General features: G+C 36.3%; 23 protein-coding genes. 17 read left to right on the forward strand and 6 right to left on the reverse strand.

The features are described 5' to 3' along the window. Window positions 1-60 precede the first annotated feature (60 nt). Window positions 61-4,449 carry a DNA polymerase III subunit alpha gene (gene dnaE, locus IEW94_RS08005; protein WP_188651782.1) on the reverse strand — a complete coding sequence of 1,463 codons (4,389 nt, stop codon included), beginning with the start codon at window positions 4,447-4,449 and terminating at the stop codon, window positions 61-63. Between the two features lie 220 nt (window positions 4,450-4,669). Between dnaE and IEW94_RS08010 the strand changes: the two genes are divergently transcribed. From IEW94_RS08010 to IEW94_RS08065, 12 genes are all read left to right on the forward strand, one after another. Next, complete coding sequence (locus IEW94_RS08010) at window positions 4,670-5,770, forward strand: hypothetical protein (RefSeq protein WP_188651784.1); 1,101 nt, start codon at window positions 4,670-4,672, stop codon at window positions 5,768-5,770. Between the two features lie 130 nt (window positions 5,771-5,900). Next, on the forward strand, window positions 5,901-6,269 hold the full coding sequence (locus tag IEW94_RS08015) for a hypothetical protein (RefSeq protein ID WP_188651786.1): 369 nt from the start codon (window positions 5,901-5,903) through the stop codon (window positions 6,267-6,269). Between the two features lie 16 nt (window positions 6,270-6,285). Beyond that, the gene (locus tag IEW94_RS08020) at window positions 6,286-7,143 is read left to right on the forward strand and encodes a DUF5777 family beta-barrel protein (protein ID WP_188651788.1); all 858 of its coding nucleotides are present in this window, start codon (window positions 6,286-6,288) and stop codon (window positions 7,141-7,143) included. Between the two features lie 15 nt (window positions 7,144-7,158). Then, entirely contained in the window at window positions 7,159-7,425 is a 267-nt protein-coding gene (locus IEW94_RS08025) for a hypothetical protein (protein WP_188651790.1), read from the forward strand. A 25-nt stretch (window positions 7,426-7,450) separates the two neighbouring features. Beyond that, window positions 7,451-8,434, forward strand: a complete 984-nt coding sequence (locus tag IEW94_RS08030; RefSeq protein ID WP_188651792.1) for a 4Fe-4S dicluster domain-containing protein — start codon at window positions 7,451-7,453, stop codon at window positions 8,432-8,434. Beyond that, window positions 8,431-9,747, forward strand: coding sequence for an NrfD/PsrC family molybdoenzyme membrane anchor subunit (gene nrfD, locus IEW94_RS08035; protein ID WP_188651794.1), 1,317 nt, complete (start codon window positions 8,431-8,433; stop codon window positions 9,745-9,747). The genes IEW94_RS08030 and nrfD (IEW94_RS08035) overlap by 4 nt, the downstream gene beginning before the upstream one ends. Further along, window positions 9,744-10,619, forward strand: a complete 876-nt coding sequence (locus IEW94_RS08040) for a hypothetical protein (RefSeq protein WP_188651796.1) — start codon at window positions 9,744-9,746, stop codon at window positions 10,617-10,619. The genes nrfD (IEW94_RS08035) and IEW94_RS08040 overlap by 4 nt, the downstream gene beginning before the upstream one ends. After that, window positions 10,606-11,004 carry a c-type cytochrome gene (locus IEW94_RS08045; RefSeq protein WP_229669486.1) on the forward strand — a complete coding sequence of 133 codons (399 nt, stop codon included), beginning with the start codon at window positions 10,606-10,608 and terminating at the stop codon, window positions 11,002-11,004. The genes IEW94_RS08040 and IEW94_RS08045 overlap by 14 nt, the downstream gene beginning before the upstream one ends. 229 nt (window positions 11,005-11,233) lie before the next feature. Continuing rightward, window positions 11,234-12,217, forward strand: coding sequence for a 4Fe-4S dicluster domain-containing protein (locus IEW94_RS08050; RefSeq protein WP_188651798.1), 984 nt, complete (start codon window positions 11,234-11,236; stop codon window positions 12,215-12,217). A gap of 18 nt (window positions 12,218-12,235) precedes the next feature. Then, window positions 12,236-13,573: an NrfD/PsrC family molybdoenzyme membrane anchor subunit gene (gene nrfD, locus IEW94_RS08055; protein WP_188651800.1), complete on the forward strand. Its 1,338-nt coding sequence runs from the start codon at window positions 12,236-12,238 to the stop codon at window positions 13,571-13,573. A gap of 4 nt (window positions 13,574-13,577) precedes the next feature. Then, window positions 13,578-14,459: a hypothetical protein gene (locus IEW94_RS08060; protein ID WP_188651802.1), complete on the forward strand. Its 882-nt coding sequence runs from the start codon at window positions 13,578-13,580 to the stop codon at window positions 14,457-14,459. A gap of 30 nt (window positions 14,460-14,489) precedes the next feature. Next, on the forward strand, window positions 14,490-14,888 hold the full coding sequence (locus IEW94_RS08065) for a c-type cytochrome (RefSeq protein ID WP_229669487.1): 399 nt from the start codon (window positions 14,490-14,492) through the stop codon (window positions 14,886-14,888). A gap of 58 nt (window positions 14,889-14,946) precedes the next feature. On the opposite strand, the gene nrfD (IEW94_RS08070) is transcribed toward IEW94_RS08065, so the two are convergent. From nrfD (IEW94_RS08070) to IEW94_RS08080, 3 genes are read right to left on the reverse strand one after another with little or no spacing between them, the layout of a single operon-like run. Continuing rightward, window positions 14,947-16,143, reverse strand: a complete 1,197-nt coding sequence (nrfD, locus tag IEW94_RS08070; RefSeq protein ID WP_188651804.1) for an NrfD/PsrC family molybdoenzyme membrane anchor subunit — start codon at window positions 16,141-16,143, stop codon at window positions 14,947-14,949. 4 nt (window positions 16,144-16,147) lie between these two features. Next, the gene (locus tag IEW94_RS08075; RefSeq protein WP_188651805.1) at window positions 16,148-16,927 is read right to left on the reverse strand and encodes a 4Fe-4S dicluster domain-containing protein; all 780 of its coding nucleotides are present in this window, start codon (window positions 16,925-16,927) and stop codon (window positions 16,148-16,150) included. Next, window positions 16,909-17,361 carry a hypothetical protein gene (locus IEW94_RS08080; protein ID WP_188651807.1) on the reverse strand — a complete coding sequence of 151 codons (453 nt, stop codon included), beginning with the start codon at window positions 17,359-17,361 and terminating at the stop codon, window positions 16,909-16,911. Before IEW94_RS08080 ends, IEW94_RS08075 begins: the two co-directional genes overlap by 19 nt. A gap of 417 nt (window positions 17,362-17,778) precedes the next feature. Between IEW94_RS08080 and hemA the strand changes: the two genes are divergently transcribed. The 4 genes from hemA to rimM all read left to right on the forward strand — a co-directional run bounded on the left by hemA (window position 17,779) and on the right by rimM (window position 21,550). After that, complete coding sequence (gene hemA, locus IEW94_RS08085; protein WP_188651809.1) at window positions 17,779-18,996, forward strand: glutamyl-tRNA reductase; 1,218 nt, start codon at window positions 17,779-17,781, stop codon at window positions 18,994-18,996. 67 nt (window positions 18,997-19,063) lie between these two features. Continuing rightward, window positions 19,064-20,131 carry a lactonase family protein gene (locus IEW94_RS08090; RefSeq protein WP_188651811.1) on the forward strand — a complete coding sequence of 356 codons (1,068 nt, stop codon included), beginning with the start codon at window positions 19,064-19,066 and terminating at the stop codon, window positions 20,129-20,131. A 117-nt stretch (window positions 20,132-20,248) separates the two neighbouring features. Next, window positions 20,249-20,821 (forward strand): 30S ribosomal protein S16, encoded by a 573-nt coding sequence (locus tag IEW94_RS08095; protein WP_188651812.1) that lies wholly within the window; start codon window positions 20,249-20,251, stop codon window positions 20,819-20,821. 204 nt (window positions 20,822-21,025) lie between these two features. Then, window positions 21,026-21,550, forward strand: coding sequence for a ribosome maturation factor RimM (gene rimM, locus IEW94_RS08100; RefSeq protein ID WP_188651814.1), 525 nt, complete (start codon window positions 21,026-21,028; stop codon window positions 21,548-21,550). 63 nt (window positions 21,551-21,613) lie between these two features. Here rimM and IEW94_RS08105 read toward each other — a convergent pair whose 3' ends face one another. Further along, window positions 21,614-22,063 (reverse strand): PA2169 family four-helix-bundle protein, encoded by a 450-nt coding sequence (locus IEW94_RS08105; RefSeq protein WP_188651817.1) that lies wholly within the window; start codon window positions 22,061-22,063, stop codon window positions 21,614-21,616. Between the two features lie 140 nt (window positions 22,064-22,203). Here IEW94_RS08105 and IEW94_RS08110 point away from each other — a divergent pair, with 140 nt between their 5' ends. Beyond that, window positions 22,204-22,920, forward strand: a complete 717-nt coding sequence (locus tag IEW94_RS08110) for a tRNA1(Val) (adenine(37)-N6)-methyltransferase (protein ID WP_188651819.1) — start codon at window positions 22,204-22,206, stop codon at window positions 22,918-22,920. Here IEW94_RS08110 and IEW94_RS08115 read toward each other — a convergent pair whose 3' ends face one another. Beyond that, window positions 22,921-24,228, reverse strand: coding sequence for an amino acid permease (locus tag IEW94_RS08115; RefSeq protein WP_188651821.1), 1,308 nt, complete (start codon window positions 24,226-24,228; stop codon window positions 22,921-22,923). Window positions 24,229-24,294 lie beyond the last annotated feature (66 nt).

The raw sequence follows: 24,294 nt of genomic DNA on the forward strand, positions 1-24,294 counted from the left end.
GTAGCTATATATTATACAACAGTCAAATGATAAAAATTCCTACCCCAAAAAGACTGAAAATTAGTTCAATTTGTAAAAAACGTCTTGATTTTCCAATTCGCTAAGTAATTCTTGGGAAATTTTTACTTTTTGTTTTCTACTCGGCATATTGAGTTTGATGCTCTCATCATGGTCATAAATGACAAAATTGAGCGATTGACTTCCAGGATGCATATGAATAAGGTCTTTTAAAGCTGAAATCCTCTCGGTTTTTATATCTTGAATATTGAGCTGAATAGACAGTTTTTTGGCATAAGCATCCATGACATCATGCAGCAGTTGAAAACTATTGAACTGCAAACGGGGCTCACTCTTTTTGCCTGTATCTTTTTGCATCCAACCTTCACGAATCAACACCTTGACAAATACAAAGCTGTTTTTTAGTAAAAAATGCCTGAACTTAAGATATTCTTCGCCAAAAATCCTGAACTCAAAACTATCTGTATAATCTTCAACAGTAAACAGGGCCCATCCTTTTCCCTGTTTGCTTACACGATGCTGAACATCAGTCACCACGCCACCAAATGCAAGTTCCTTGTTAACAAATGGATTTAAATCTTTAAAAAATGCCAGACTGGCATTACAAAAGGTGTTCATTTCGGTTTTAAAATCATCCAAAGGATGCCCCGAAATATAAATCCCCACCACTTCTTTTTCGCGGGCTAACTTTTCCATGGTTCCCCACTCTTCACAAGGTGGCACCTGCGGTTCTGCAATCTGTACATCACTGGCATCACCAAATAAACTTACCTGTGCCGAGTTTTCATTTTCTTGGTGCTTTGCACCATACTTAATCGCTTTTTCCAAAAACGTAATGCCGTCACCATCATCGTGAAAATATTGCGCTCTGTGGGTTTCCTTAAAACAATCAAATCCGCCAGCCAAAGCTAAATTTTCAAAAGCTTTTTTATTGGCCGCCCGCAAGTCTATTCGCTTGGCCAAATCAAAAATCGATTTGTAGTGACCATCTTTTTTTCTGCTTTCCACAATAGTCTTCACAGCTCCGTGACCGACACCTTTTATGGCTCCCATTCCAAACCGAACGGCATTGTCTTTATTTACCGAAAACTTATAGTATGATTCGTTGACGTCAGGTCCAAGCACATTTAACTTCATGCGCTTACATTCTTCCATAAAGAACGTGACTTGCTTAATGTCATTCATATTATTCGACAAAACGGCCGCCATATATTCTGCTGGATAGTGAGCTTTTAAGTAAGCCGTTTGATACGCTATCCAAGCATAACAGGTAGAATGCGATTTGTTGAACGCGTAACTTGCAAACGCTTCCCAATCTTTCCAAACTTTTTCTAAAATTTTGGCATCATGGCCATTGGCGCTCGCTTGTTCAATGAATTTGGGTTTCATTTTGTCAAGTACAGCAATTTGCTTTTTCCCCATGGCCTTACGCAACACATCGGCCTCACCTTTGGTAAAGCCAGCTAGTTTTTGGGACAGCAACATCACCTGCTCTTGATAAACCGTAATACCATAGGTTTCCTTGAGATATTCTTCCATGGCTGGCAAGTCGTACTCAATGCTTTCATCGCCGTGTTTTCTTCTAACAAAACTAGGAATGTATTCCATAGGCCCCGGACGATACAACGCGTTCATGGCAATTAAGTCTTCAAACACGGTTGGTTTTAAGTCTTTAAGGTGTTTTTGCATACCTGGTGACTCGTACTGGAACACACCAACCGTTTCGCCTTTTTGAAATAACTCATAAGTTTTTTCGTCATCCAAAGGAAAATTATCAGGATCTAATGTAATACCATGCTTGGCCTTTACAATTTTAACGGTATCCTTAATTAAGGTTAGGGTTTTTAAGCCCAAGAAGTCCATTTTTAGTAGGCCAGCTTCTTCAACAACCGAGTTATCAAACTGTGTGACATATAAATCGGAATCCTTTGCGGTGGCTACGGGCACAAACTTGGTGATATCATCTGGTGTTATAATCACGCCACAGGCATGAATGCCCGTATTACGAACCGAACCTTCTAGCGTACGTGCAAGATTGACGGTTTCAGCCTCTAGGTCTTCGCCTTCTGAAATATTAAGTAGTTGATTGACTTTTTCTAAATCCTCAGCTCGAAATTTACTCGCCAATTCCTTTTCATTTAAACCAAAAATCTTATTTAGCTTAGACATGGTTGGAATCAGTTTTGCAATCCTGTCGGCATCAAACAAAGGCAAATCCAATACGCGGGCCGTATCGCGAATAGACGATTTTGCTGCCATGGTTCCATACGTGATAATTTGTGCCACTTGGTTGCTACCATATTTTTTGATAACGTAATCCATAACCTTGCTTCGGCCTTCGTCATCAAAATCAATATCAATATCGGGCATACTTATACGGTCTGGATTGAGGAAACGCTCAAAAAGCAAGTCGTACTTAAGTGGGTCAATATTGGTAATCCAAAGGCAATATGCCACTACCGAACCCGCTGCAGATCCCCGGCCGGGACCGACAGAGACATCCATTTTTCTAGCTTCGCGAATAAAATCCTCAACAATTAAAAAATAACCCGGATAACCCGTGTTTTCAATAACACTCAGCTCAAAATCAATACGCTCTTTGATGTCCTCAGCAAGCTCATCTCCATAACGCTTTTTAGCACCTTGATAGGTTAAATGTTTTAAATAGGCATTTTCGCCACGTTTACCGCCATCTATTAAATCGTCTTCATTTTTAAATTCCTCAGGAATGTTAAACGCTGGCAATAACACATCACGAGCTAAATCGTAAGCCTCAACTTTATCCACAACCTCTTGGATATTACTGATGGCTTCTGGAATATCCTTAAACAAGGCCTTCATCTCATCAGACGACTTAAAATAATACTCTTGGTTAGGCAAGCCATATCGATAACCCCGACCACGACCTATTGGTGTTGCCTGCTTTTCTCCATCTTTTACACACAGCAAAATATCATGGGCGTTAGCATCTTCTTTTTTGCAATAATAGGTATTGTTGGTAGCTACCAGTTTTACATTGTGCTTTTTGGACAATTCTACCAATACTGTATTGACGCGGTTTTCGTCTTCTTGTTTATGACGCATCAATTCAATATACAAATCGTCACCAAACTGCTCTTTCCACCAAAGCAAGGCTTCCTCGGCTTGGCTCTCCCCTACGTTTAAGACTTTGCTTGGCACTTCACCATATAGGTTACCTGTAAGAACAATAAGGTCTTCCTTATATTGTTGAATCAGCTCTTTATCAATCCTTGGCAAATAATAAAATCCGTCAACAAATGCATGTGATGATAGTTTGGCTAGATTATGGTAGCCTTTTTTGTTCTTGGCCAACAAGACTATTTGGTAGCCATTATCTTTTCTGGATTTATCAAGATGATTTTCACAAACAAAAAACTCACAGCCTAAAATGGGTTTAATTTCTTTAGCTGTAGGCTTCTCCCCTTTTTCAATGGCCGCATCATTTTTGGCTTTAACCGACTTATTATGATTGCTAACAGCTTTGACAAAATGAAATGCCCCCATCATATTGGCATGGTCTGTTAAGGCCACAGCCGGCATGCCTTGTTCGGCTGCAGCAGTCACCAAATCGGCCACGCTTATGGTAGATTGCAACACCGAAAATTGAGAGTGGTTATGAAGGTGCACAAAATCAACATCCGCTAATTCTGAGATGTTTTGCTTTATTTCTTCGGAAGAAATCTGGCTGCCTTCAGTTTTCTTAATTCGTTCCCTTATTTTAGCACTTTCCTGTTTAAGGTTGATATGCTTTAAACCAATAAGCTGAACTTCATTTGGGTTGGATTTGTTAAATTCCTGAAAGTAATCTGGCTGAACATCCAATTGCTCTTTAGTGAACTCTCCCAAACGAACCAACTCAAAAAAGCAACGGGTGGTGGCCTCCACGTCTGCCGTGGCATTATGCGCTTCATCAAATGGTTCTTTAAACAAAAATTCGTGCAGCTCGGTAAGCGTGGGCAATTTATATTTTCCGTAACGACCACCGGGAATTTGACACAATTCTGCTGTTTGCTCAGTACACGTATCCAAAACCGGCAACTCCTGCAAAGGGTTGGCTATGTCTTCCCGAACAAATTCGGCACCCATGATATTAAGGTCAAACTTAACATTTTGTCCTACCACAAACTTGGCTTTGCTCAATGCCTCATTGAATTTATTTAAGACCTCAGCCAAAGGGACACCTTGTTCTTGGGCCAATTCGGTTGAAATACCATGTACTTTTTCAGCATCATAAGGAATATTAAAACCGTCAGGTTGTACGAGATAGTCTTGATGGTCAACACAATTTCCCATAGCATCATGTAATTGCCATGCTATTTGTATGCATCGTGGCCAATTATCAGTATCTGTAATAGGGGCATCCCATCGTTTGGGCAAACCCGTAGTTTCGGTATCAAATATTAAGTACATGTTCTGTTTTTCAAAAGAAATAAGAACGTTAAAATTAAGAATTATTCTTTGTTTTAAAACGATAAATTATAAGTAGTTATAAACAAGAAAAGTTAGTCTCAAATTGATTTTATAATTATCATAAAATATTGAGTTACATGACAAAAATCATATTTTGAGTAACACATGTTACATAATTTTACACCAAGATTTTAAATAAGTTATATCAAATACAGTTATTATGAAAAATTTCAAACTATTAATAAACTTAGTTGTGGTTGCAACAAGTTTTATGTTTTTCCAATGTACCAGTGAGTATACCCCAATTGTAGGGCCTGCTGGAGCAGACGGTGTTGACGGTGTTGATGGTGTAAACGGTGTGGACGGCGCTGGTGCTGTTTGTATCTCATGCCACTCCAATGAGCACAGAGACCCTATTTATGCAGCTTATGTGCTTTCAAATCATTACGGTCCTGATGGGAATGGACTTGATGGTTCTTGGGCCAGAGGAACAAGCGCTAGTTGTGCACAATGCCACAACAATCAAGGTTTTATAGATTTCCAATCTGGACTTTATGTAGATGCCAATGGAAACCAATCTGCAAACCCAAATGGATATGCGGTATCAAACCCAATTACCTGTACCGGTTGTCACGATGTACACAGATCATTTGATTTTGACAATGATGGCAATGATTATGCCTTAAGAACATTAGCTCCTGTTGCATTAATTATTGATCCAGACACTAGTATTGACGTTAATAACGATAGTGACCCAATGGGTTATAGCAATACCTGTATCAATTGTCACCAACCTAGAACTCCTGCGCCTACACCTAACGCATTCGGAAACTACAAAGTTACCAGTACACACTGGGGCCCTCACCACGGACCACAAGGTACTTTCTTGTACGGTTTAGGTGGCGCTATTTTACCAGGTGCCATGCCTGCTGTAGGTGATGCTGGTCATGCTAAAGGTGCTTCTTGCGTATCTTGCCATATGGGAGAACCAACTGCCGCTGATAATGGTGGACATACTTGGAATCCAACAGCTAATGCTTGCTTGTCATGTCATGATACAGAACCAGAAGGTGTTGAAGGATTGGATGCGCTAAGAGCTACTTTATTGGTTGAATTACAAACTAAAGGATTAGACTCTACAGGCACTAAATACATTTTTGATGCCAATGGTAATTTACAAACAGGAACCTATCCTGTAAAAGTATCACAAGCTGCTTTTAACTACATCTTATTGATGGAAGATAGAAGTAATGGTATCCACAATCCTGAGTATGCTAAAGATTTAGCAACAAACTCAATAAATGCTTTACAAAATAACTAATTAAGATATATTAACAGCTCAGGGACTTAAAACCCTGAGCTGTTATCAATCCTATTTTTTTATTACATAGCAATAGCTAACAAAAATTTCTTTTTTGAGATTTTTAAGTTCAAAATTAAAATGAAATGAAATGAAAAAACTATTAAAAATAGTTCTAGTGAGCAGTTTGAGTTTGTTGTCTTTCTCATGTTATTATGATGAATTCCCTCAAGCTGTTGAAGTAGTAATTCCACCAGACCAAACTATTTCATTTGCCAGTGATATCACACCCATATTTGCAACATACAACTGTGCGCAATGCCATAAGCCTTCAGGACAAAGTCCTAATTTAACAGCAGGCAATGAATACAGTTCCTTGGTTCCTGCTTATGTTTCTGCAGGAAACGCAACAGGAAGCAGATTGTACATACAATTGGCGGATAAAGGGCACAGAAATGTTGATGCCGAATCATTGGCATTGATAAAAAAGTGGATAGAAGACGGTGCTGAAAACAACTAATTTAAAGACGTTACAAATGAAAAATTATAAAATATTACTGTTTACATTCTTGATTTTGCCCTTGTTTACTTTTTCGCAAGAAGAAGTACAGGAAAAAGTTGTAGATAAACCAGAACGTCCAGCTTTTGAAAGCTCAACTCTAGTTGACAATCAAACCAACGTGCTTTTTAATAAAAACACATTAGAAGTGATGATGCAGCACCGGTTTGGGCCAATGGACTATCAAAATACATTGTTAGGGATTTATGGTTCTTCAAACATCAGAATTGGTTTTTCTTACGCCATCTTAGATTGGGTAACCGTTGGTTATGGTATTACAAAAAGTAATATAACCAGTGATTTTAGTTTGAAAGCTGGCATTTTACAACAAACCCGTTCTGGTCGCATACCATTAAGTCTTACTTATTATGGTAATGTTGCCATCGATGGCCGCTCTGGAGATGCCAATGACGGTGTGTTTTTAACCAGACAAGACCGATATTCTTATTTTCACCAATTAATTATTGCAAGACGATTCACTCCAAATTTTTCGTTTCAAATAGCACCAAGTTTATCACACTATAATACTGTAGACTACGGATATGTAAATGATCGCTTTTCAATTGCTTTTGGAGGACGTTATAAAATAAGCCCACAAACATCCATCATAGTTGATTACAGTCAACCGATAACTAGCTTTGATGAAGACAGTTACAATAATCCAGGACTTAGCTTTGGCGTTGAATTTTCAACCTCTGCACACGTATTCCAACTTTTCTTGACTAATTATAATGGTATTGTGCAACAACAAAACTATATGAGAAACACCAACGACTTCTTTAGTAATCACGGTGCTTTAATTGGATTTAACATAACTAGACGATATAATTTCTAATAAATAACAAACATCATGAAAGACCAACCATCTGGAAAAGATTATAAAATATCGCGACGCGGTATGCTACCATTACTAGGAAGTGGATTTCTTATTCCCTTCCTAGGTTTTGGAAAAACAAATATTGTTGAAACTTCAACTGCTGAAGAAGACGAGTATCAAACACTATTGAAACCTGACGGAACAGCTGTTAAAGTGAAAGTGAGTACATTAAAAAAGTCAAAAGTAGTTAAGAAAAACCTATCAAATTCATCATTACTTCAATGGCTCAATAAAAAATAGTAATCCTTATTAACCAACAATAAATATGGAAGAAAACAATAACAATTCAAGACGTAAATTTCTTGATAAAGGATTAAAATTGGGGTTAGCGACCGCTATTGGCGGTGCAGCCATCTCAGAAATTTCCAAACTAAACGCAAAATCAAACAACAGTTCTGGAGAGTTTGTTGAATTAATGACCACTGACGGCACATTAGTTCAGGTAGATTCATCTGAAGTTGTTGAAGTGGTTCATTGCGATGACCAAGACAAAAAATACAATGTTAGGGAGGGAATGCCCAACAGAAAATTTGTTATGGTTATTGATTTGGCAAAATGCAAAAACGCTTTAAAATGTCAAAGTGCTTGTAATAAGCACCACTACATAACCGGAGACCATGCTTGGCTTAAGGTCTATAAAATGCAAGAAGACGAAGATACGGCTCCTTACTGGATGCCAACTACCTGCATGCATTGTGACCATCCGGCCTGCGTAACCGTTTGCCCTGTTGACGCCACATTTAAACGTAGAGACGGATTGGTCTTAATTGACAATGAACGTTGTATCGGCTGTCGTTTTTGTATGGCGGCTTGCCCATATTCTACCCGTGTATTCAATTGGAGCGAACCCAAACAAGAACAAGATCAGATTAAAAAAGAACTGAAAATGGAAGGCGAATGCCATCCTTCACCAGAATTTGATGGTGTGCCCAGTTTAAAAGGCACAGTTGATAAATGCGATTTTTGTCCACATGCCATAGACAATGGAGAACTTCCACACTGTGTAACGGCTTGTCCAAATGGTGTATTTTATTTTGGGGACAAATATGAAGACACCGTTACCAATGGAGACGAAACACTTCGTTTAAGCAAATTGTTAAGAGATAAAGACGGTTACAGACTTATGGAAGGTCTTGGTACAAAACCTAGTGTATACTACTTACCGCCTGTTAACAGATTGGTCGATTTCAAAGAGGGCTTAGATAACTTTACAGAATATAAGTCTGTAGAAAACACTGAAGAATCATGAAGAATTACGACAAATTACTAAACGATTTAGCACCGAGAAAATTTGGCAAAACAGGTGTTATTTGGACCATCTCTTTAGTAGTAATTATCATTGCTGGACTGATTGCCTATATTGATCAAATCATAAAAGGTCAAGTAGTGACCAATATGAGTGACTATGCGCTATGGGGTGTTTACATATCAAACTTTGTATTTTTTGTGGCCACCAGTTTTGTTAGTACGGTTACCGTCGCTGTTTTAAGGCTTACAAAAAACACTTGGAGAACACCAATTGTACGAATTGCTGAAATTATTTCAGTTGCTGCCATCATCATGGCTGGATTGACCATTATGATTGATATGGGACGGCCTGACCGCTTGATGAACTTGTTTATTCACGGAAGGATGCAATCGCCCATAATTTGGGATGTAATCATTATTCCAACGTTTATGGCCATAAGCATACTATTACTGCTCTATCCGTTATTGCCTGACTTTGCTTTGCTCAAGAAATATTTTAAAAACACAAAGCCGAAGCTGAGCAAATGGTATGGAAAATTAGCCATGAACTACTCAGGTACAGATGCTCAAAAAAGAATACACCTTAATTCCATTCAAATAATTTCCATTTTAATTATTCCTGCCGGTTTTATGTTACAAACCGTTGATGCCTGGTTGTTCTCTACCCTGTTTAGGGTTGGTTGGGATAGCACCAATATGGGAGCTTACTTTATTTCTGGAGCAGCCGTTGCCGGAATTGGCGCTTTGGTAGCCGTAGTTTATGTTATAAGAAGGGCGTACCATTTAGAAGAATATATTACTGATTTTCATTTTGATAAACTGGGTAAGTTTTTAGCATTAGCCTGCTTACTTTACCTATACTTTAATATCAATGAATATTTAATACCAGAGTTTACATCCAAAAAAGAAGAGGTCACTCACATGAACCTTTTGGTATCTGGTGAATATGCCCCTTTATTTTGGTTTGTTATCGTTGGTGGTTTAATAATTCCTATAATTGCTTTGTTCTTTAAAAAAGGCAGAAAACCACTTCCTATGTTCCTAATTGGTTTATTAGTGGTAGTAGGTTCCTGGTGGAAGCGTTATCTTATTGTAACACCAACATTATTGCACCCCTTTTTACCAATTCAAGGTGTGCCAGAATCATGGCACCATTACTTTCCAAGTGTGCATGAATGGCTCATTACGTTTGCAACGTTGGCTATGTGTCTATTAATCATTACACTATTGGTCAGATATGTGCCAGTTGTCCCTATTCAAAGAACAGCCGACGAACAAGAAGCTTTAGAATCAAATAAAAACACCAAATCATGAAAAGTAAATTTGTAGCACATACGTTTTTCCTTGCTGTATTGAGTGTTTTTGTAAGCACTTGCAGTTTTGCCCAAAAAGCAAAAAAAGACAAGGTTAGATTAAAAGCTGAATATGTTAAAGTAATGAACGCAGAGGTTTATTTTAACATAACCGCTACCGCAAAAGTAGATAATCAGTTTATCAATGTCTCCAATATAGACTTAACAGTTTATAATATTGTTGATGACGAAGAAATAGAATTGGGTAAAACCAAAACCAATATGAAAGGCGAAAGCAAGTTTGTATTGAAAAGTTTAAGTGTCTTAAAGCCCGATTCAACCAATGTTTATAATGTGGAAATTACCTTTGATGGAAATGATTCGTTCTCAAAAGCATCAAAAAGCCTCAGCTTTAAAGATGCTTCTATTGAAGCCAAATTAACCACAAAAGATAGCATTAATTATATAACAGCCACACTAAAGGATACTTCAAAAGATAGCGTAATTAGTGATGCTTATTTAAAAGTGCAGCTACAGCGTTTGTTCAGACCCTTAAGAGTTGGTCCTGAATTTAATACAACCGACGAAACTGGCACTATTATTGTACCTATAAAAGAGGATTATCCAGGTGTTGATGGAAATTTAACATTTGAAGTCGTTCTTAAAGATAGTGATGATTATGGAACCGTAAAAGCGCTTGTTCATGCACCTATTGGAGTTCCTGTAGTTGATGAATCAACTTTTGATGAAAGAACCATGTGGTCTCCAAGAAGTAAAACGCCATTATTCCTGTTAATATTTCCCAATTTATTAATTTTAGGAATCTGGGGAATAATAATATATTTAATAATAAATTTAGTCAAATTAAAAAACCTTAAAAATGAAAACAATTAAAATTTTTACAATCGTAGGAATATTTTCTTTTATATTCTTCTCTTTCACAACTATCATGCAAGACAAATGGGTTGTGCCTGCTAAATATGTAAACATGAAAAACCCCGTTCCTGCTAAACAAGATGCAGCTATTGGTAAGTCATTATTTGACAAGCACTGTAAATCTTGCCACGGTAAAGAAGGTTATGGAGATGGCCCAAAAGCAGCTGAAATGAAAGGAGATCTTGGAGATTTTTCTACTGAAGAATTCCAAAAACAAACAGATGGCGAATTATTCTACAAAACAACATTTGGCAGAAACGATATGCCAGAATTTGCAAAAAAAGTTCCAGATGATGAAGACCGTTGGTTAATTGTAAATTACATTAGAACCTTAAAAGAATAGTATTACACACTATATTTTTTAAAAGCCGAGCATATTTTGTTCGGCTTTTTTTATGCCAAAAAATTATCCTCAAAACATAAAAACCTTTTTGGTTTTATGATATATATTATTTTTTGTTTCATTCATTTTTTTATGAAAACACATGACTTTTGTCATAGGAAAACCTAGCCTATCTGTCTATTTTTATTCTGTCCTTCCAACATACTAAAACATCTAGATTTCATATGTTATGAATAATAAAAACTCTGAAAACGGAGGGACAAACAGACGTAAATTCCTAAAACTGGGACTAATGTCCAGTGTAACTGCCCTGGCAGGCACATCATTGGTATCAAACCTAACCTCCGAAGAAACAACAAACACATCTGGTGAGAAAGTAAGATTATTGACACCTGATGGCAAAATGGTAGAAGTTGATGCCAGCAATATCAATAAATACCCAGAAGCCCTTGTAACGCCAGCCGAATCAAGAAAGGGAATTCCAGACAGAAAATTTGTTATGGTCATTGACCTCTCCAAATGTAAAAACGCCAGAAAATGTGTGGAAAGCTGCCAACGGGGACATCAATTGGACTACAATGAGGAGTTCATGAAAATCAAGCTCATTCAAGACAATCAAAACACCTCTCCTTATTGGATGCCAAAACCTTGTTTTCATTGTGAAGAGCCTCCTTGTGTAACAGTTTGCCCAACCGGTGCTACTTTTAAACGCGATGATGGTATTGTTTTAATTGACAATGAGCGCTGCATTGGCTGTAAATTCTGTATTACCAGTTGTCCATATTCTGCACGGACTTTTAATTGGGAACCTAAAGCCAAGTTTGAAAACAAAGATGTTCCTTATTCACCAGAGACACAAGTGCCAGCCGCAGAAGGAACCGTTATGAAATGTGATTTTTGTCCAGATTTATTAAGGCAAGGAAAATTACCTTATTGTGCCCAAGCATGCCCTATGGGTGTTATCTACTTTGGGGACAAAAATGAGGATATTGTGACAAACGGAGAGGAAACCGTTCGGTTTTCTGAATTGATCAACAATCGGGGCGGATATAGGTATTTAGAGCATTTAGGAACCAAACCTAATGTCTATTATTTACCACCGGTAAACAGGCAATTTCCTTTAGAACGCGGATTTGATGTTGATGAAGACATCATCGATCGCTACAAAGATGTGCCTTATGTACAAGAGTTAAAAAAACAAGGCAAAATTTAATCTTAACAATTCTTAATCATGAATACAAATAAAAGAAAAAGAGAATTAGTGACTGAATTTTCGCCAATGATAGAAAAACCTCATCCAATGTTAAAACTATGGATACTGGTGTTATCGGTCATTATTGCCATTGGGCTGTATGCATTTTATTTACAGTTTACACAAGGCCATCAAATTACAGGTATGCGAGACAATGTGGTTTGGGGCGTATACATCATCAATTTTATATTTTTTGTAGGCTTAAGCTACTCAGGTGCTTTTATTTCTGGGATACTGCATTTTTTTAATACGCCTTGGAAAAGCTCTGTGACAAGAATTGTTGAAATTATAACGGTTCTATCAATAATTGTTGGGCCCATATTCATTTTATTGTGTATTGGACGATTGGATAGGCTATACTATTTGTTTATGTACCCCAGAATCCAATCACCAATAACCTGGGACATTATTGCTATTATCACCGATCTTGTGGGATGCTTTATATATCTGTTTTTAACCTTTGTTCCTGATTTTGCCATTTTGAGAGATACTCCTGATTTAAAGGTCCCAAATTGGAGAAAAAAACTTTACAGATTCTTGGCCATTAATTATCGAGACACAGATTCACAACGTCAAAGACTCCATAAAATTACCAGAATCATGTCTAAAATGGTTATAGCCATGGCCATTGTGGCCTATACTGTACTGGCTTGGATTTTTAGCTTAACACTACAACCTGGTTGGAACAGTACCATTTTTGCTCCAGATTTTATTTTCTCTGGACTCTACTCAGGAGTAGGTGTGATAATCATAATCATGTTTTTGATTAGGAAATACTTTAAACTAGAGAAATATATTGTACAGTCTCATTTTGTAATGGCAGGTATCGTGCTATTAGTGCTATCCCTATTGTTCGGTTATTTTACATTTAGTGACTATTTCGCAAAATGGTTCAGCCATAAACCAGCAGATATAAACCTATTAAACACCCTATTTGGTAGATATTTCTGGCAGTTTATTTTAGCCAACTATATTGGTGTTTTGGTTCCGTTATTTATTTTATCCATTAAAAAAATAAGAACCATCAAGTCTATAACTTTTGCCGCGGTAGTAGCCGTGTTAGGATTATGGCTAAACAGGTACTTAATAGTAGTTCCTACGTTAGAAACACCTTATGTGCCCATTCAAGATACACGACCAGAATATCTTCATTACACAGCCACTTGGATAGAATGGGCTTTGAGTTTTGCAGGGGTAGCCGCCTTTATTTTGTTTTTCCTTTTAATCATGAGATTGGTGCCAATCATTTCCATATCTGAGACTATTCAACATGAACGAGGTCAAAACTCAAAACAAGATGAATCATATAATTATTAAAAACATGAGAACTAAATTCATTCAATATATAGTCTTTCCCTTAGTAATAGGTTTCCTGTTTAATTTAAGCGCTTACGCTCAAGATACCGACTTAAAAAACTATAGGGTACGATTTGGTTTAACTACTGTTAAACAATCCGATAATTCACGTGTTTTAGAAGCAAGTTTTATTGCCACAAATAAAAAAGACCGAAAGGACCGAGTGCCTGTTTATGAGGCTGATATCAACTTCTATAATGTTACTGAAACTGAGGACATTCTTTTAGGAACAACTAAAACCGATAAAGAAGGTACAGCACAATTAACTGTACCAGCCAATCAAGCCTATGTAACAGATGCCGATGGTTTTATTAATCTTAAAGCTGTTTTTGACGGAACTGACGGTTTGGATAGTGAAGAAGCTGAACTAGCTGTTAAAGATGTTTTTCTGGAACTGAACCTTAAGGAGATTGACAGTGTAAAAACCGTTATTTTAAATGCTTACACCTTAGATAGCTTAAACACCAAAATTCCTTTAGAAGACACAGAAATCAGTTTCACCGTTGGCGGATTTATAAAAAACTTGCCCATACAAAAAGGTACTGTTGAGGATGGTCAATTGCAATTCAAATTCCCTGAAAATATTTCTGGTGACAAAAACGGCAACATTGATGTTATCGCTTCTATTGTGGACAGTGATGAGTTTGGAAATGTCATTCAGAAAAAAAACATCAACTGGGGAACAAACAAAATAATAGAGGTTGAATCCAACAAACTATGGTCAAGGGTAGCCCCTATCTGGATGTATATTGTACTATCCATACTCCTACTTGGAGTTTGGGCCAATTACGCCTATAGCATTGTAAACCTATTAAAAATGAAAAACGAGGGGAAAGAACTCGAATAAAATAAAAATAAACAGTTAAATTAATTAAAAATGAAAACAGTAAAACTAGTAATGATTATTGGAGCTATAAGTTTAGGGCTTTTAGCTTTTACAAAAATTGACCAGGATAAATGGGTGGTTCCGGCGAAATATAAAACCATGAAAAACCCGACAGATCCAAAGGCTGATATGTCTATTGGTAAATCTTTATATGACAAGCATTGCAAATCTTGTCACGGTAAACAAGGCTATGGCGACGGCACAAAAGCCGATGGTTTAAAAGGTGACTTAGGCGATTTTTCAACTGAAGAATTCCAAAAACAAACCGATGGGGAATTGTACTATAAAACAACTTTTGGAAGAGACGATATGCCAGAGTATAGCAAAAAAATACCTCAAGACGAAGACCGTTGGCTTATTGTCAACTACATGAGAACATTAAAAGAATAACCTTTACTTGCTCCATCACTTAAAAAAAGCCCGGACAATCTTGTCCGGGCTTTTTTTGTTAATTATGAAATTCAACTTTTTTCCAAGGCGGCATTAACCACAATAAAAAGGTTAAAATAAAAAGTGGCAATATCAACCAAACGGCTCCCATAATAGAACCCTCCATACCAGAATAAACGGTATTAAATGATGTAAATCCACTTAAGCTTTTTGAGAATAATTGACCTCCTATAACCACATTCCAACGCATAAAGAAAATCCCTATTAAAACAAAGGCACCGATAATAAAATATATAATTTTTCTTATTTTTTCAGACGGTTTATAAAACTGAAAAAGCCCTAAGACCAATAAAGGAATAATGGTTCCTATGCCTATTTGCATTAAAAACAAGGTGATGTTTAACTTGCCGCTTACCAGTACTTTTATAATATCAAAAGATTCCTCGGCTTCATAAATACGATGGATTTGATCCAAGGATTCCAAGGTGAAATCAATTATTAATATAACCAATAAATATTTGGCAATTGTATCTAGACACTTCATGTCTATTTTAACTTGTCGCACCCAACTTACAACCATGTAAACCAACATGACCAATGCTATTCCTGATACCATGGCCGAAAACAAAAATATAATGGGCATCAATACGGTTGACCACCATGGATTTGCTTTTATTGAGCCAAAAATAAACCCAACATAGCCATGAAGTAGAAATGCTGAAGGAATACCAATAACGGTAATAAAATAGCCCAATCTGTCATCCAGCTTAGCAGATTTCTCATCCGTTTCATTAATTCCAAGCGTAATTATTTTATAAAAAAACTTTTTAAACCCTTTACTGCTCTTTGACCAAATAACAAAATCCCGTCTGTAATCAAACCAAATTTCCAATAATAGCACCACCATAAGATACCATAGATAAACAAATCCAAAAATGGCCATGGCAGATGTGGAGTTTGGGGTCATAAATATTTCATAGGATCTAAAAGGATGCTGTAAATGGCTTACCAAAGGCAATGTGGCCACCAATAAAAAAGCTAAAGCTGTCAATAACGCTAATCCATAGGTGGGTTTTAAAACTTTTACATGAAAAACGCGTTCTAAGGACGCCAGTATAAAAGCTCCAGCCACCAATCCAGTGATATAAGGGTACAACACAATCATCAATCCCCAATGCAGGTCTATTTCGTTTGGATAGATATATCCATCTACTTGGGACAGGGCTTCGTATAAATGTTGAAAATGTTCTTGCATAATTTTATCTTACTTCTGAACTTAAACCGTTATAAAAAACTCTAGGACTGGTATTCAAGTGGCGCTTTAAAACCTCTGTTGGATGCTTTTGCATAAAAGCTACCAAATCGCTTTTTTTGTCCCTTAAATTTCCAAAAATACGCGCGTCTGTTGGACAAACCTCAACACATGCCGGTTCAAGACCCTTAGATATTCTGTGGTAACAAAACGTGCATTTATCAGCCACTTTGGTCACGGGGTTCATAAAACGAGCACCATAAGGACAGGCTTGAATACAATAACTACAGCCAATGCAATAAGTCTCATCAACCAATACAACACCATCTGGACTAATGTAGGTGGCTCCAACGGGGCACGCTTGCACACAAGGCGCATCGGTACAATGGTTACACAATTTAGGTACCATAAACGATTTAAAAATATCCTCATCAGGAACCGATTGTTTTAATCCTCCTATGCCACCATTTGGCGATTCTATCTTAACATCACCATCTTTTTTAACTGTATATTGCTCAATCCAGGTTCTAAAATAAAAAGGTTCTCTGGGAACGTTATTCTCTAGCTTACAAGCTTCAACACATTTTCCGCAGCCAATACATTTTTCTATATCAACGCCCATTCCCCATAATGGTTGTTCGGTTTTTTCATCCTTTGCCACTTCATTTTTTGACTGCGCCAACAACTCAAGAGGTTTTATAATAGAAAACGCAAGAGTTCCTCCAATTAAAGCGGCTGATGTTTGGAAAAATTTCCTCCTATCCTTATTTATTCTGTTAGTTCCCATGGTGCATGTGGATTATGGCATTCTATACAGTTTTTGTTTCCTTTGTGTTCTTCAATATCAATATTGGGAAAGCCAATGGCCTCTCTTGCTGCATTTTTGGTATGGCATTGTGCACAAAATTCTATAGTTCCCTTAAGCTCAGGAATGTTTAATTTACAATCTGACGTTGCATTGATTATTGGCGGATGGCATGTTTCACAACTTATCTCTGAATGGACATCGGCAGACTGCAAATCATAAATATCTTGATGACATTCTATGCATTTCTTTTCTCCTTTGTAAAAAAGCGGTCTTGCTTTATTATCATCAATTGAATTTGCTCTGTAGTGGCCATATTTGCCAAATGAATCCGGTATCACAAATTGTCTTATTAGAACAAAAAGCGTAACAAAAGCAATAAATGAGAGTAATAATCTAAAAATAATTTTAGGCATGCAGCAAAAATTTTAACCTATAGTTAAATATCAATCTGTATATGAAAAATCGCCCCTATGGTACCCAGCAATGATTAAAAAACATGCCGAGATGATATGCAAATCATGGAAGGAAACTTGATTTTTTCAGGTAAAAATCAGGAAGTTTAATATTATTTACCCTTTTAATCATTTTAAACCTAGTAAATTTAAAAGACATATTTTATGACAAATGTCATGTTTTGTAATATTTGTTTTCAACAAAAACACCATCTGTTTTTTATATAAGAATGCAAATAACTTTTTAGGCTCAACTCTGCATCTTATCTTATAAAATATGATAAATGTCATTATCTGTCTTGTGTTCAGTCCGTACCTTTGAATTTATAATATCAACCAATATTGTAACCTTTTCAATATTTTAGAGCAACACTATTTATGGAAAAATCACTGCGCTTTATAAGTATTTCACATAAAACAGCATCAACTATACAACGCGAACAATATCATATTTCTGAAGAAGAAAAAGAACGGCTCACACAGCTTATCAGCAAAACGTTTTTGGATATTTCAGGATGGTTTCTTTTGGCTACTTGTAACAGGACCGAGCTCTATTTTGAATCGACAAAGACTTCTGCCAACACCATTCTCGATTTTTTGATTGACTATCAATCAACTGAAAACACACCAGATGAGAAAGCTTTGTTTCTTTTGAGTGATAACACTACTGAAACCGTAAAACATTTGTTGGAAGTTGCTTCTGGCTTGGAATCCTTGGTGTTTGGAGATGCTGAAATTATTTCGCAGATAAAAAAAGCGCACCAATTTTCAATGAAATACCAAATGCAGGGCTCTTTATTGGAACGTGCATTGCAATCGGTATTTAAAACCCATAAACGCATTAGCAACGAAACAGATTTTAGAGATGGCACGACATCCGTCGCTTACAAATCATTAAAAGTCATCAGGCAATCGTTTGACAAAGAATCGGTCAAATCAAAAAAAATATTGTTTGTGGGCGCTGGAGATATTGTAAAGCAATTATTTAAGTACAATTCCAAATTCAATTTCAACAACATATATATCAGTAACCGAAGTGAAGAAAAAGCCATTATTTTGGCTCAAAACAATCAATGTAAAACCTATCCTTGGGCTCAGATAATTACAAACAACTTTGATGATTTTGATGTCATTATCAGTGCTGCCAGCAACTGCCCCAATTTAATCAAGGAAATACAACATACATCTAAAAAAACACTGCTGATTGATTTAGCTGTTCCTTGCAATATTGATAAAACATTAGCCGCCAAAACCAATGTGATTTTTCATGATTTGGATTCCATTTCGGTTGAACTTGAAGAAACCAAAGAACACAGACTTGCTGCCATTGATGACGTTACAAGCATACTAAATGAGGAATTGGAATCGTATGCTGAATGGCTACAGGGAGCACCTTTAAGAGCGCTTTTAGCAGAGCTTAAAATAACCATTAACAATAAAGTGAAGACTCGCTTTGAAACAACTTCAGATGACTCCCATGTCAATTTGATTACCAATCAGGTGATGAAAAAACTCATGGCAGAGAATCAAATCTCTATGGCATCAGAAGATATCGATATCTTGATTTCCAATGAGATATCATTGTTGAACATTTAAATTAATAGCAATTCTTTCAAAATAGCTTGAAATAATATACTTTTAGAATTCTTTAGAATTTAAATTTATGAATTTCAAACTATTTTTTTTGTGCCTTTTTGTAAGTCTTTTTAATTGTAAAGCACAAAACACCCCTTTGTATATTGGAACCTATACCAATGGTGAGAGCAAGGGCATCTACCGTGCACAATTCAATACCAAAACCGGGGAATTGACCGATTTTCAACTCGCAGCCGAAACTGAAAATCCATCATATATAACCTATTCACCAAACAAAGCATACATTTATGCCGTGGGCGAAGGTGAAACCGGAACTGTCACTTCCTTTAAAGTTTTAAGTAATGGCTTACTTGAGTTTATAAACAGCGTGCCCAGTAATGGTGGTGCTCCTTGTTACGTAGCAACAAATAAAACAGGAAATAAGGCAGTAGTGGCCAATTATCTTGGCGGTAACTTTTCTATTTACAATATCAATGCCAATGGGTCTCTCAATGAAGCCTCACAAGTTTTTGACCATAAAACCTCTGGTCAGGTGTCACATGTTCATTCAGCACAATTTTTTAAGAATAATTTGTTTGTAGCCGATTTAGGACTGAATGCCGTTTATCAATATTCATTAAATATGGATTCAAACACCTATAAATTATCATCTTCTTCCATTGTTGACATACCTGAAAAATCAGGGCCAAGGCATTTTTCAATAACAAAAAATGGTACCTTCATTTATATCATTAATGAACTTGGCAATTCCATAACCGCTGTAAAAAACAAAAATGGTCAATTTAATCTTATAGATAACTATTCCACTTTAGCTGATGATTATAAAGACTATAGTGCTTGTGCCGATATCCATTTATCCAAGAACGAACAATTTCTATATGGCTCAAACAGAGGCGAAAACAGCATTGTTGTTTTCAAACGAAATAAAACCGATGGAACGCTCAAAAAAATACAAAACATGTCTGTTCATGGCGATTGGCCCAGAAATTTTACGCTAGACCCAACGGGACAGTTTCTGCTGGTAGCCAATAAAAAAAGCAATAACATTAGTGTTTTTAAAATCGATACGACAACTGGAAAGCTCACATTTTTACATTCTGTAAAAGCACCTTCACCAGTTTGTTTGTTATTCTAAAAAACAGCATTTCAAGACAAATTTTCATCACAAAATAATGTGTTGTAAATCAAAAAAATATAGTATCTTTGCGCACTCATTAATAACCGAGGTCGAGAACCTCTTTAATTAATCATTATGCCAGTAAAAATTAGATTACAAAGACACGGTAAAAAAGGGAAACCTTACTATTGGATCGTTGCTGCCGATGCACGTTCAAAACGCGATGGTAAATACTTAGAAAAATTAGGTATCTACAATCCAAACACAAACCCAGCAACTGTTGAGTTAAACGTTGATGGTGCTGTAACATGGTTACAAAATGGTGCGCAACCAACAGACACAGCAAGAGCTATTTTATCTTACAAAGGCGCTTTACTAAAAAACCATCTTGCAGGTGGCGTTAGAAAAGGAGCTTTAACTGAAGAGCAAGCTGAAGCTAAATTCAATGCTTGGTTAGAAGAAAAAGGCTCTAAAGTTGTTGCCAAAGCTGATAGTTTAGCCAAAGCTAAAGAAGAAGCCAAAGCCAAAGCTTTAGAAGCTGAAAAAGCTGTTAATGAAGCTAGAGCTGCCGCTGCTGTTGAAGAAGAAGTAGCTGAAGAAGCTGCAACTGAAGAAACTGAAGCCGCTGCCGAAGAAACCGTTGAAGAAGTATCTGAAGAAGCTACCGAAACTGCAGCCGAAGAGACTCCTGAAACAAAAGAAGAATAAAAATATTTTTTTTATACTTTTAAACTCCGATATACTCTTATCGGAGTTTTTTTATTTTAAAAAACATGAAACGAACATTAAAAATTTTAAAAATATATTCGCAAAAGTGACTGTAAAAATTTTTAATGGAAGAACGCAGTGGTTCCACACGTTCTCAATTTTTTAATTATTTTATATGTCAGTTAATTAATAAAATTTAAACGTGTGAAAAAAGAAGATTGCTTTTATCTGGGCAAAATTGTTAGAAAATACAGCTTTAATGGGGAGTTACTCATTAAACTGGACACGGACCAACCTGAGTTATATGAAAACCTGGAAGCCGTGTTTATTGATTATAGAAATACCTTTATCCCCTTTTTCATAGAAAGTTCGCAATTCCATAAATCTGATTTGTTGCGGGTTCAATTTGAAGACGTCACAAGCGAGAGTGATGCCGATTCCCTGTTGAAAAGCGATGTGTATCTGCCTCTTGAGTTTTTACCAAAACTAGAAGGCAACAAATTTTATTTTCATGAAGTTATAGGGTTTGCCATTACCGATGAACATTTTGGTCCTGTGGGAACCATTATAGGAGTTAATGATTCAACAGCGCAAGCTTTGTTTGAAATAGAAAGGGATGGCAAGGAAATCCTAATTCCTGTGAATGATAAATTTATTAAAACCGTTGACAGAAAAAACAAAACCATTGTTGTTGAAACTCCTGAGGGTCTGATTGATTTATACTTATAATTTAAAGCGCAAAAGCCGACCCCTAAAGTCGGCTTTTGCGCTTTTGAGACTAATTAAAATCCATTAAACGACGATTGCATTTTTAGTTCGCAATTCATTTAAAGACATTTGAACATTATCCCTTTGTTTTACCAATAATTTACAAAGTGACAATGATAAGTTTCTCTCTTGCAAAAGTTTATTGTAAGCTGCAATATTCAGCCTTTTTATCTTGCTAATTTCATTTAATAGCTCAAATTCATTATTTGTATCAAGCAATTTCTTAAACTTCATCCAGCCCTTATAATACCTATCACTTAACTCATTTAATCCTTTTGGGCTGTCCCCAAGTTTAACCACTTCTTTCTTTAAGGCTCTCCCAAATTCATTTCTTTCAAAATTTCTTTCTCTAAAAAATGTCTTTAAATCTTCATCATTTACTATATCATGAGCTTCTAGATAAATTATTTCAATCTCATGATTCATAATCAATAATTCGTTTAGCATCCTAAAAATTTTTCCCAAATGTTTCATGTCTTTTTTTTTAGTTTATCACTTTGAATATTATTATTTACGTATATATAACTCAAATTGGACTCCAAATAGTATTATTTTTAACATAGTTTTATAGAAATTATAACTTTTTAGCAATATCATTATTAAAAAACCAAGCCATGTCTAACAAACCATTTATTTTCAAACAATTCAGTGTAAACCAAGACCGTTGCGCTATGAAAATTGGTACCGATTCGGTGTTATTGGGCGCTTGGACTTCATTGAAAACCAATCCAAAATCCATATTGGATATTGGTGCAGGAACTGGCATTTTAGCCCTGATGTTAGCCCAACGAAGCGCTGCAGAACTTATTGATGCCATAGAAATTGATGAGGATGCCTATGAGCAATGCGTAGACAATTTTGAACAATCCCCTTGGGGTGATCGTTTGTTTTGTTACCATGCCGCTTTGGAAGAGCTTGTTGATGAGTTTGAAGACCAGTATGACTTGATTATTTCAAACCCGCCGTTTTATTCTGAAGATTATAAAACAGACAATGGGAAACGTGATATGGCTCGCTTTTCTGATGCGTTGCCGTTTGAACATTTACTGGACAGTGTTTCAAAATTACTCTCAAAAGAAGGGGTCTTTTCGGTTATTATTCCTTTTAAGGAAGAAAAAACCTTTATTGCTTTGGCTTCAAAATTTAAACTGTTTCTTAACAGAATGCTTTATGTTAAAGGCGCACCAACTTCCGAAACCAAACGAAGTCTTTTGGAATTTTCTTTCCGTGAAAGCGCGATAGAAACACAAGAGTTGGTAATTGAAACAGCCCGTCACCAATACACAGAAGATTATATCAATCTCACAAAAGATTTCTACTTAAACATGTAGTTATTTATTCCTTTTATTGTATTGCATAACCAGATAAAACGGAATGCCCAAGAGCAACAACATAAAGCCATAAAAAACCGTTTCTGGACCAGACCCAAAAATTGCCCAAAGCGAAAAAGCAAATCCCAAACCGCCTAAAACAAAGGTTTTTACCCAACTATTGGCGTGTAATTTTTTCTCAATAATTATTAAAACATAGGCTGCTGATGTTAGTAAATAAGGCAATAGAGCAACAAACACAACAATTTCAACAATGGTTTGAAACTGATCTACAAGTCCTTTAGTAAAATTCATGAGCATAACAGCCGTAGATAATAGCCCACCAATAATCAACCCAAAGACCGGTGCTCCTTTTTTATTTTCCTTTTTAAACATTTTAGGGAACAAATTGTCTTTTGCCGTGGCCATAGGCAATTGCCCTGTAATCAATATCCAGCCATTTAAAACGCCTATTCCAGATATAATAACCCCAACTGCAACAAAATAGCCACCAAAATCACCTGAAATAAGTCTTGCAGCCTGTGCAAATGGCGCGGGGGAATTCTGCAAGATATCTGTTGGCAATATGCCAAAAAGAACGATTGTGGCCAAGATATATACAATAGCCGTTAATATGGTACCAAACATCGTGGCTTTGGAAACAACAACTTCAGCATTTTCTACATTTTCAGCAGGAATGGTGGCACATTCAATACCAATAAAAGCATACAATGTTAAAGCGGCCACTACAGGAAATGTAGCAAAATCCCCATTACCTGTTAAATTAAATTCTGGAAAATTATGAAAGTCAAAAAAGAAAATACCGACAATAATAACAAAGGCCAAAGGCAATAGTTTTAAAACTGTTGTTACAACTTGTACAACGCCCGATTCTTTTATACCTCTGGTGTTTATCCATGTAAAAAGCCATATTAAGGAAAGTCCAATACTAACAGAATACAACGAATTGGTTTCCAAAACTGGGAAAAAGAAACTTAAAGCACCTACAATGGCAATGGCAATGGCACCATTACCTACCCAGCAAGAAACCCAATAGCCCCAGGCCATTAAGAACCCAATAAAATCACCAAAACCTTCTCTGGTGTAAGCATAAGGCCCACCACTTTTATTAACGACTATTTTACTTAAATTACTGAATATCTTGGCCAATATGAGCGCTCCAGCTGCAGTAAACACCCACCCAAGCAGACTGATACTTCCATATTTAGCTAAAGCGGCAGGTAAAACAAATATGCCGACACCTATCATATTTCCTATAACCAGTGATGTGGTTGTTATTAAACCAATTTTTTGTGGTTTTGAATTCATGCAAGAAGTTTTAAAAGGAGATAAGTTTTAATTGTGTAAATTACAAGGCCGTTAAATATACAATTA

Origin of the sequence: Yeosuana aromativorans, assembly GCF_014646655.1 — a bacterium.
GTDB classification, from domain to species: domain Bacteria; phylum Bacteroidota; class Bacteroidia; order Flavobacteriales; family Flavobacteriaceae; genus Yeosuana; species Yeosuana aromativorans.

Coding starts and splice junctions, on each gene's coding strand:
- IEW94_RS08015 (WP_188651786.1), top strand. CDS start 5,901: ATGAAAAAACTATTAAAAATAGTTCTAGTGAGCAGTTTGAGTTTGTTG.
- IEW94_RS08040 (WP_188651796.1), top strand. CDS start 9,744: ATGAAAAGTAAATTTGTAGCACATACGTTTTTCCTTGCTGTATTGAGT.
- dnaE (WP_188651782.1), bottom strand. CDS start 4,449: ATGTACTTAATATTTGATACCGAAACTACGGGTTTGCCCAAACGATGG.
- IEW94_RS08025 (WP_188651790.1), top strand. CDS start 7,159: ATGAAAGACCAACCATCTGGAAAAGATTATAAAATATCGCGACGCGGT.
- nrfD (WP_188651804.1), bottom strand. CDS start 16,143: ATGCAAGAACATTTTCAACATTTATACGAAGCCCTGTCCCAAGTAGAT.
- IEW94_RS08095 (WP_188651812.1), top strand. CDS start 20,249: ATGCCAGTAAAAATTAGATTACAAAGACACGGTAAAAAAGGGAAACCT.
- IEW94_RS08080 (WP_188651807.1), bottom strand. CDS start 17,361: ATGCCTAAAATTATTTTTAGATTATTACTCTCATTTATTGCTTTTGTT.
- IEW94_RS08065 (WP_229669487.1), top strand. CDS start 14,490: ATGAAAACAGTAAAACTAGTAATGATTATTGGAGCTATAAGTTTAGGG.
- IEW94_RS08110 (WP_188651819.1), top strand. CDS start 22,204: ATGTCTAACAAACCATTTATTTTCAAACAATTCAGTGTAAACCAAGAC.
- IEW94_RS08075 (WP_188651805.1), bottom strand. CDS start 16,927: ATGGGAACTAACAGAATAAATAAGGATAGGAGGAAATTTTTCCAAACA.
- hemA (WP_188651809.1), top strand. CDS start 17,779: ATGGAAAAATCACTGCGCTTTATAAGTATTTCACATAAAACAGCATCA.
- IEW94_RS08030 (WP_188651792.1), top strand. CDS start 7,451: ATGGAAGAAAACAATAACAATTCAAGACGTAAATTTCTTGATAAAGGA.
- IEW94_RS08090 (WP_188651811.1), top strand. CDS start 19,064: ATGAATTTCAAACTATTTTTTTTGTGCCTTTTTGTAAGTCTTTTTAAT.
- IEW94_RS08105 (WP_188651817.1), bottom strand. CDS start 22,063: ATGAAACATTTGGGAAAAATTTTTAGGATGCTAAACGAATTATTGATT.
- IEW94_RS08115 (WP_188651821.1), bottom strand. CDS start 24,228: ATGAATTCAAAACCACAAAAAATTGGTTTAATAACAACCACATCACTG.
- IEW94_RS08020 (WP_188651788.1), top strand. CDS start 6,286: ATGAAAAATTATAAAATATTACTGTTTACATTCTTGATTTTGCCCTTG.
- nrfD (WP_188651794.1), top strand. CDS start 8,431: ATGAAGAATTACGACAAATTACTAAACGATTTAGCACCGAGAAAATTT.
- IEW94_RS08010 (WP_188651784.1), top strand. CDS start 4,670: ATGAAAAATTTCAAACTATTAATAAACTTAGTTGTGGTTGCAACAAGT.
- IEW94_RS08045 (WP_229669486.1), top strand. CDS start 10,606: ATGAAAACAATTAAAATTTTTACAATCGTAGGAATATTTTCTTTTATA.
- IEW94_RS08060 (WP_188651802.1), top strand. CDS start 13,578: ATGAGAACTAAATTCATTCAATATATAGTCTTTCCCTTAGTAATAGGT.
- IEW94_RS08050 (WP_188651798.1), top strand. CDS start 11,234: ATGAATAATAAAAACTCTGAAAACGGAGGGACAAACAGACGTAAATTC.
- nrfD (WP_188651800.1), top strand. CDS start 12,236: ATGAATACAAATAAAAGAAAAAGAGAATTAGTGACTGAATTTTCGCCA.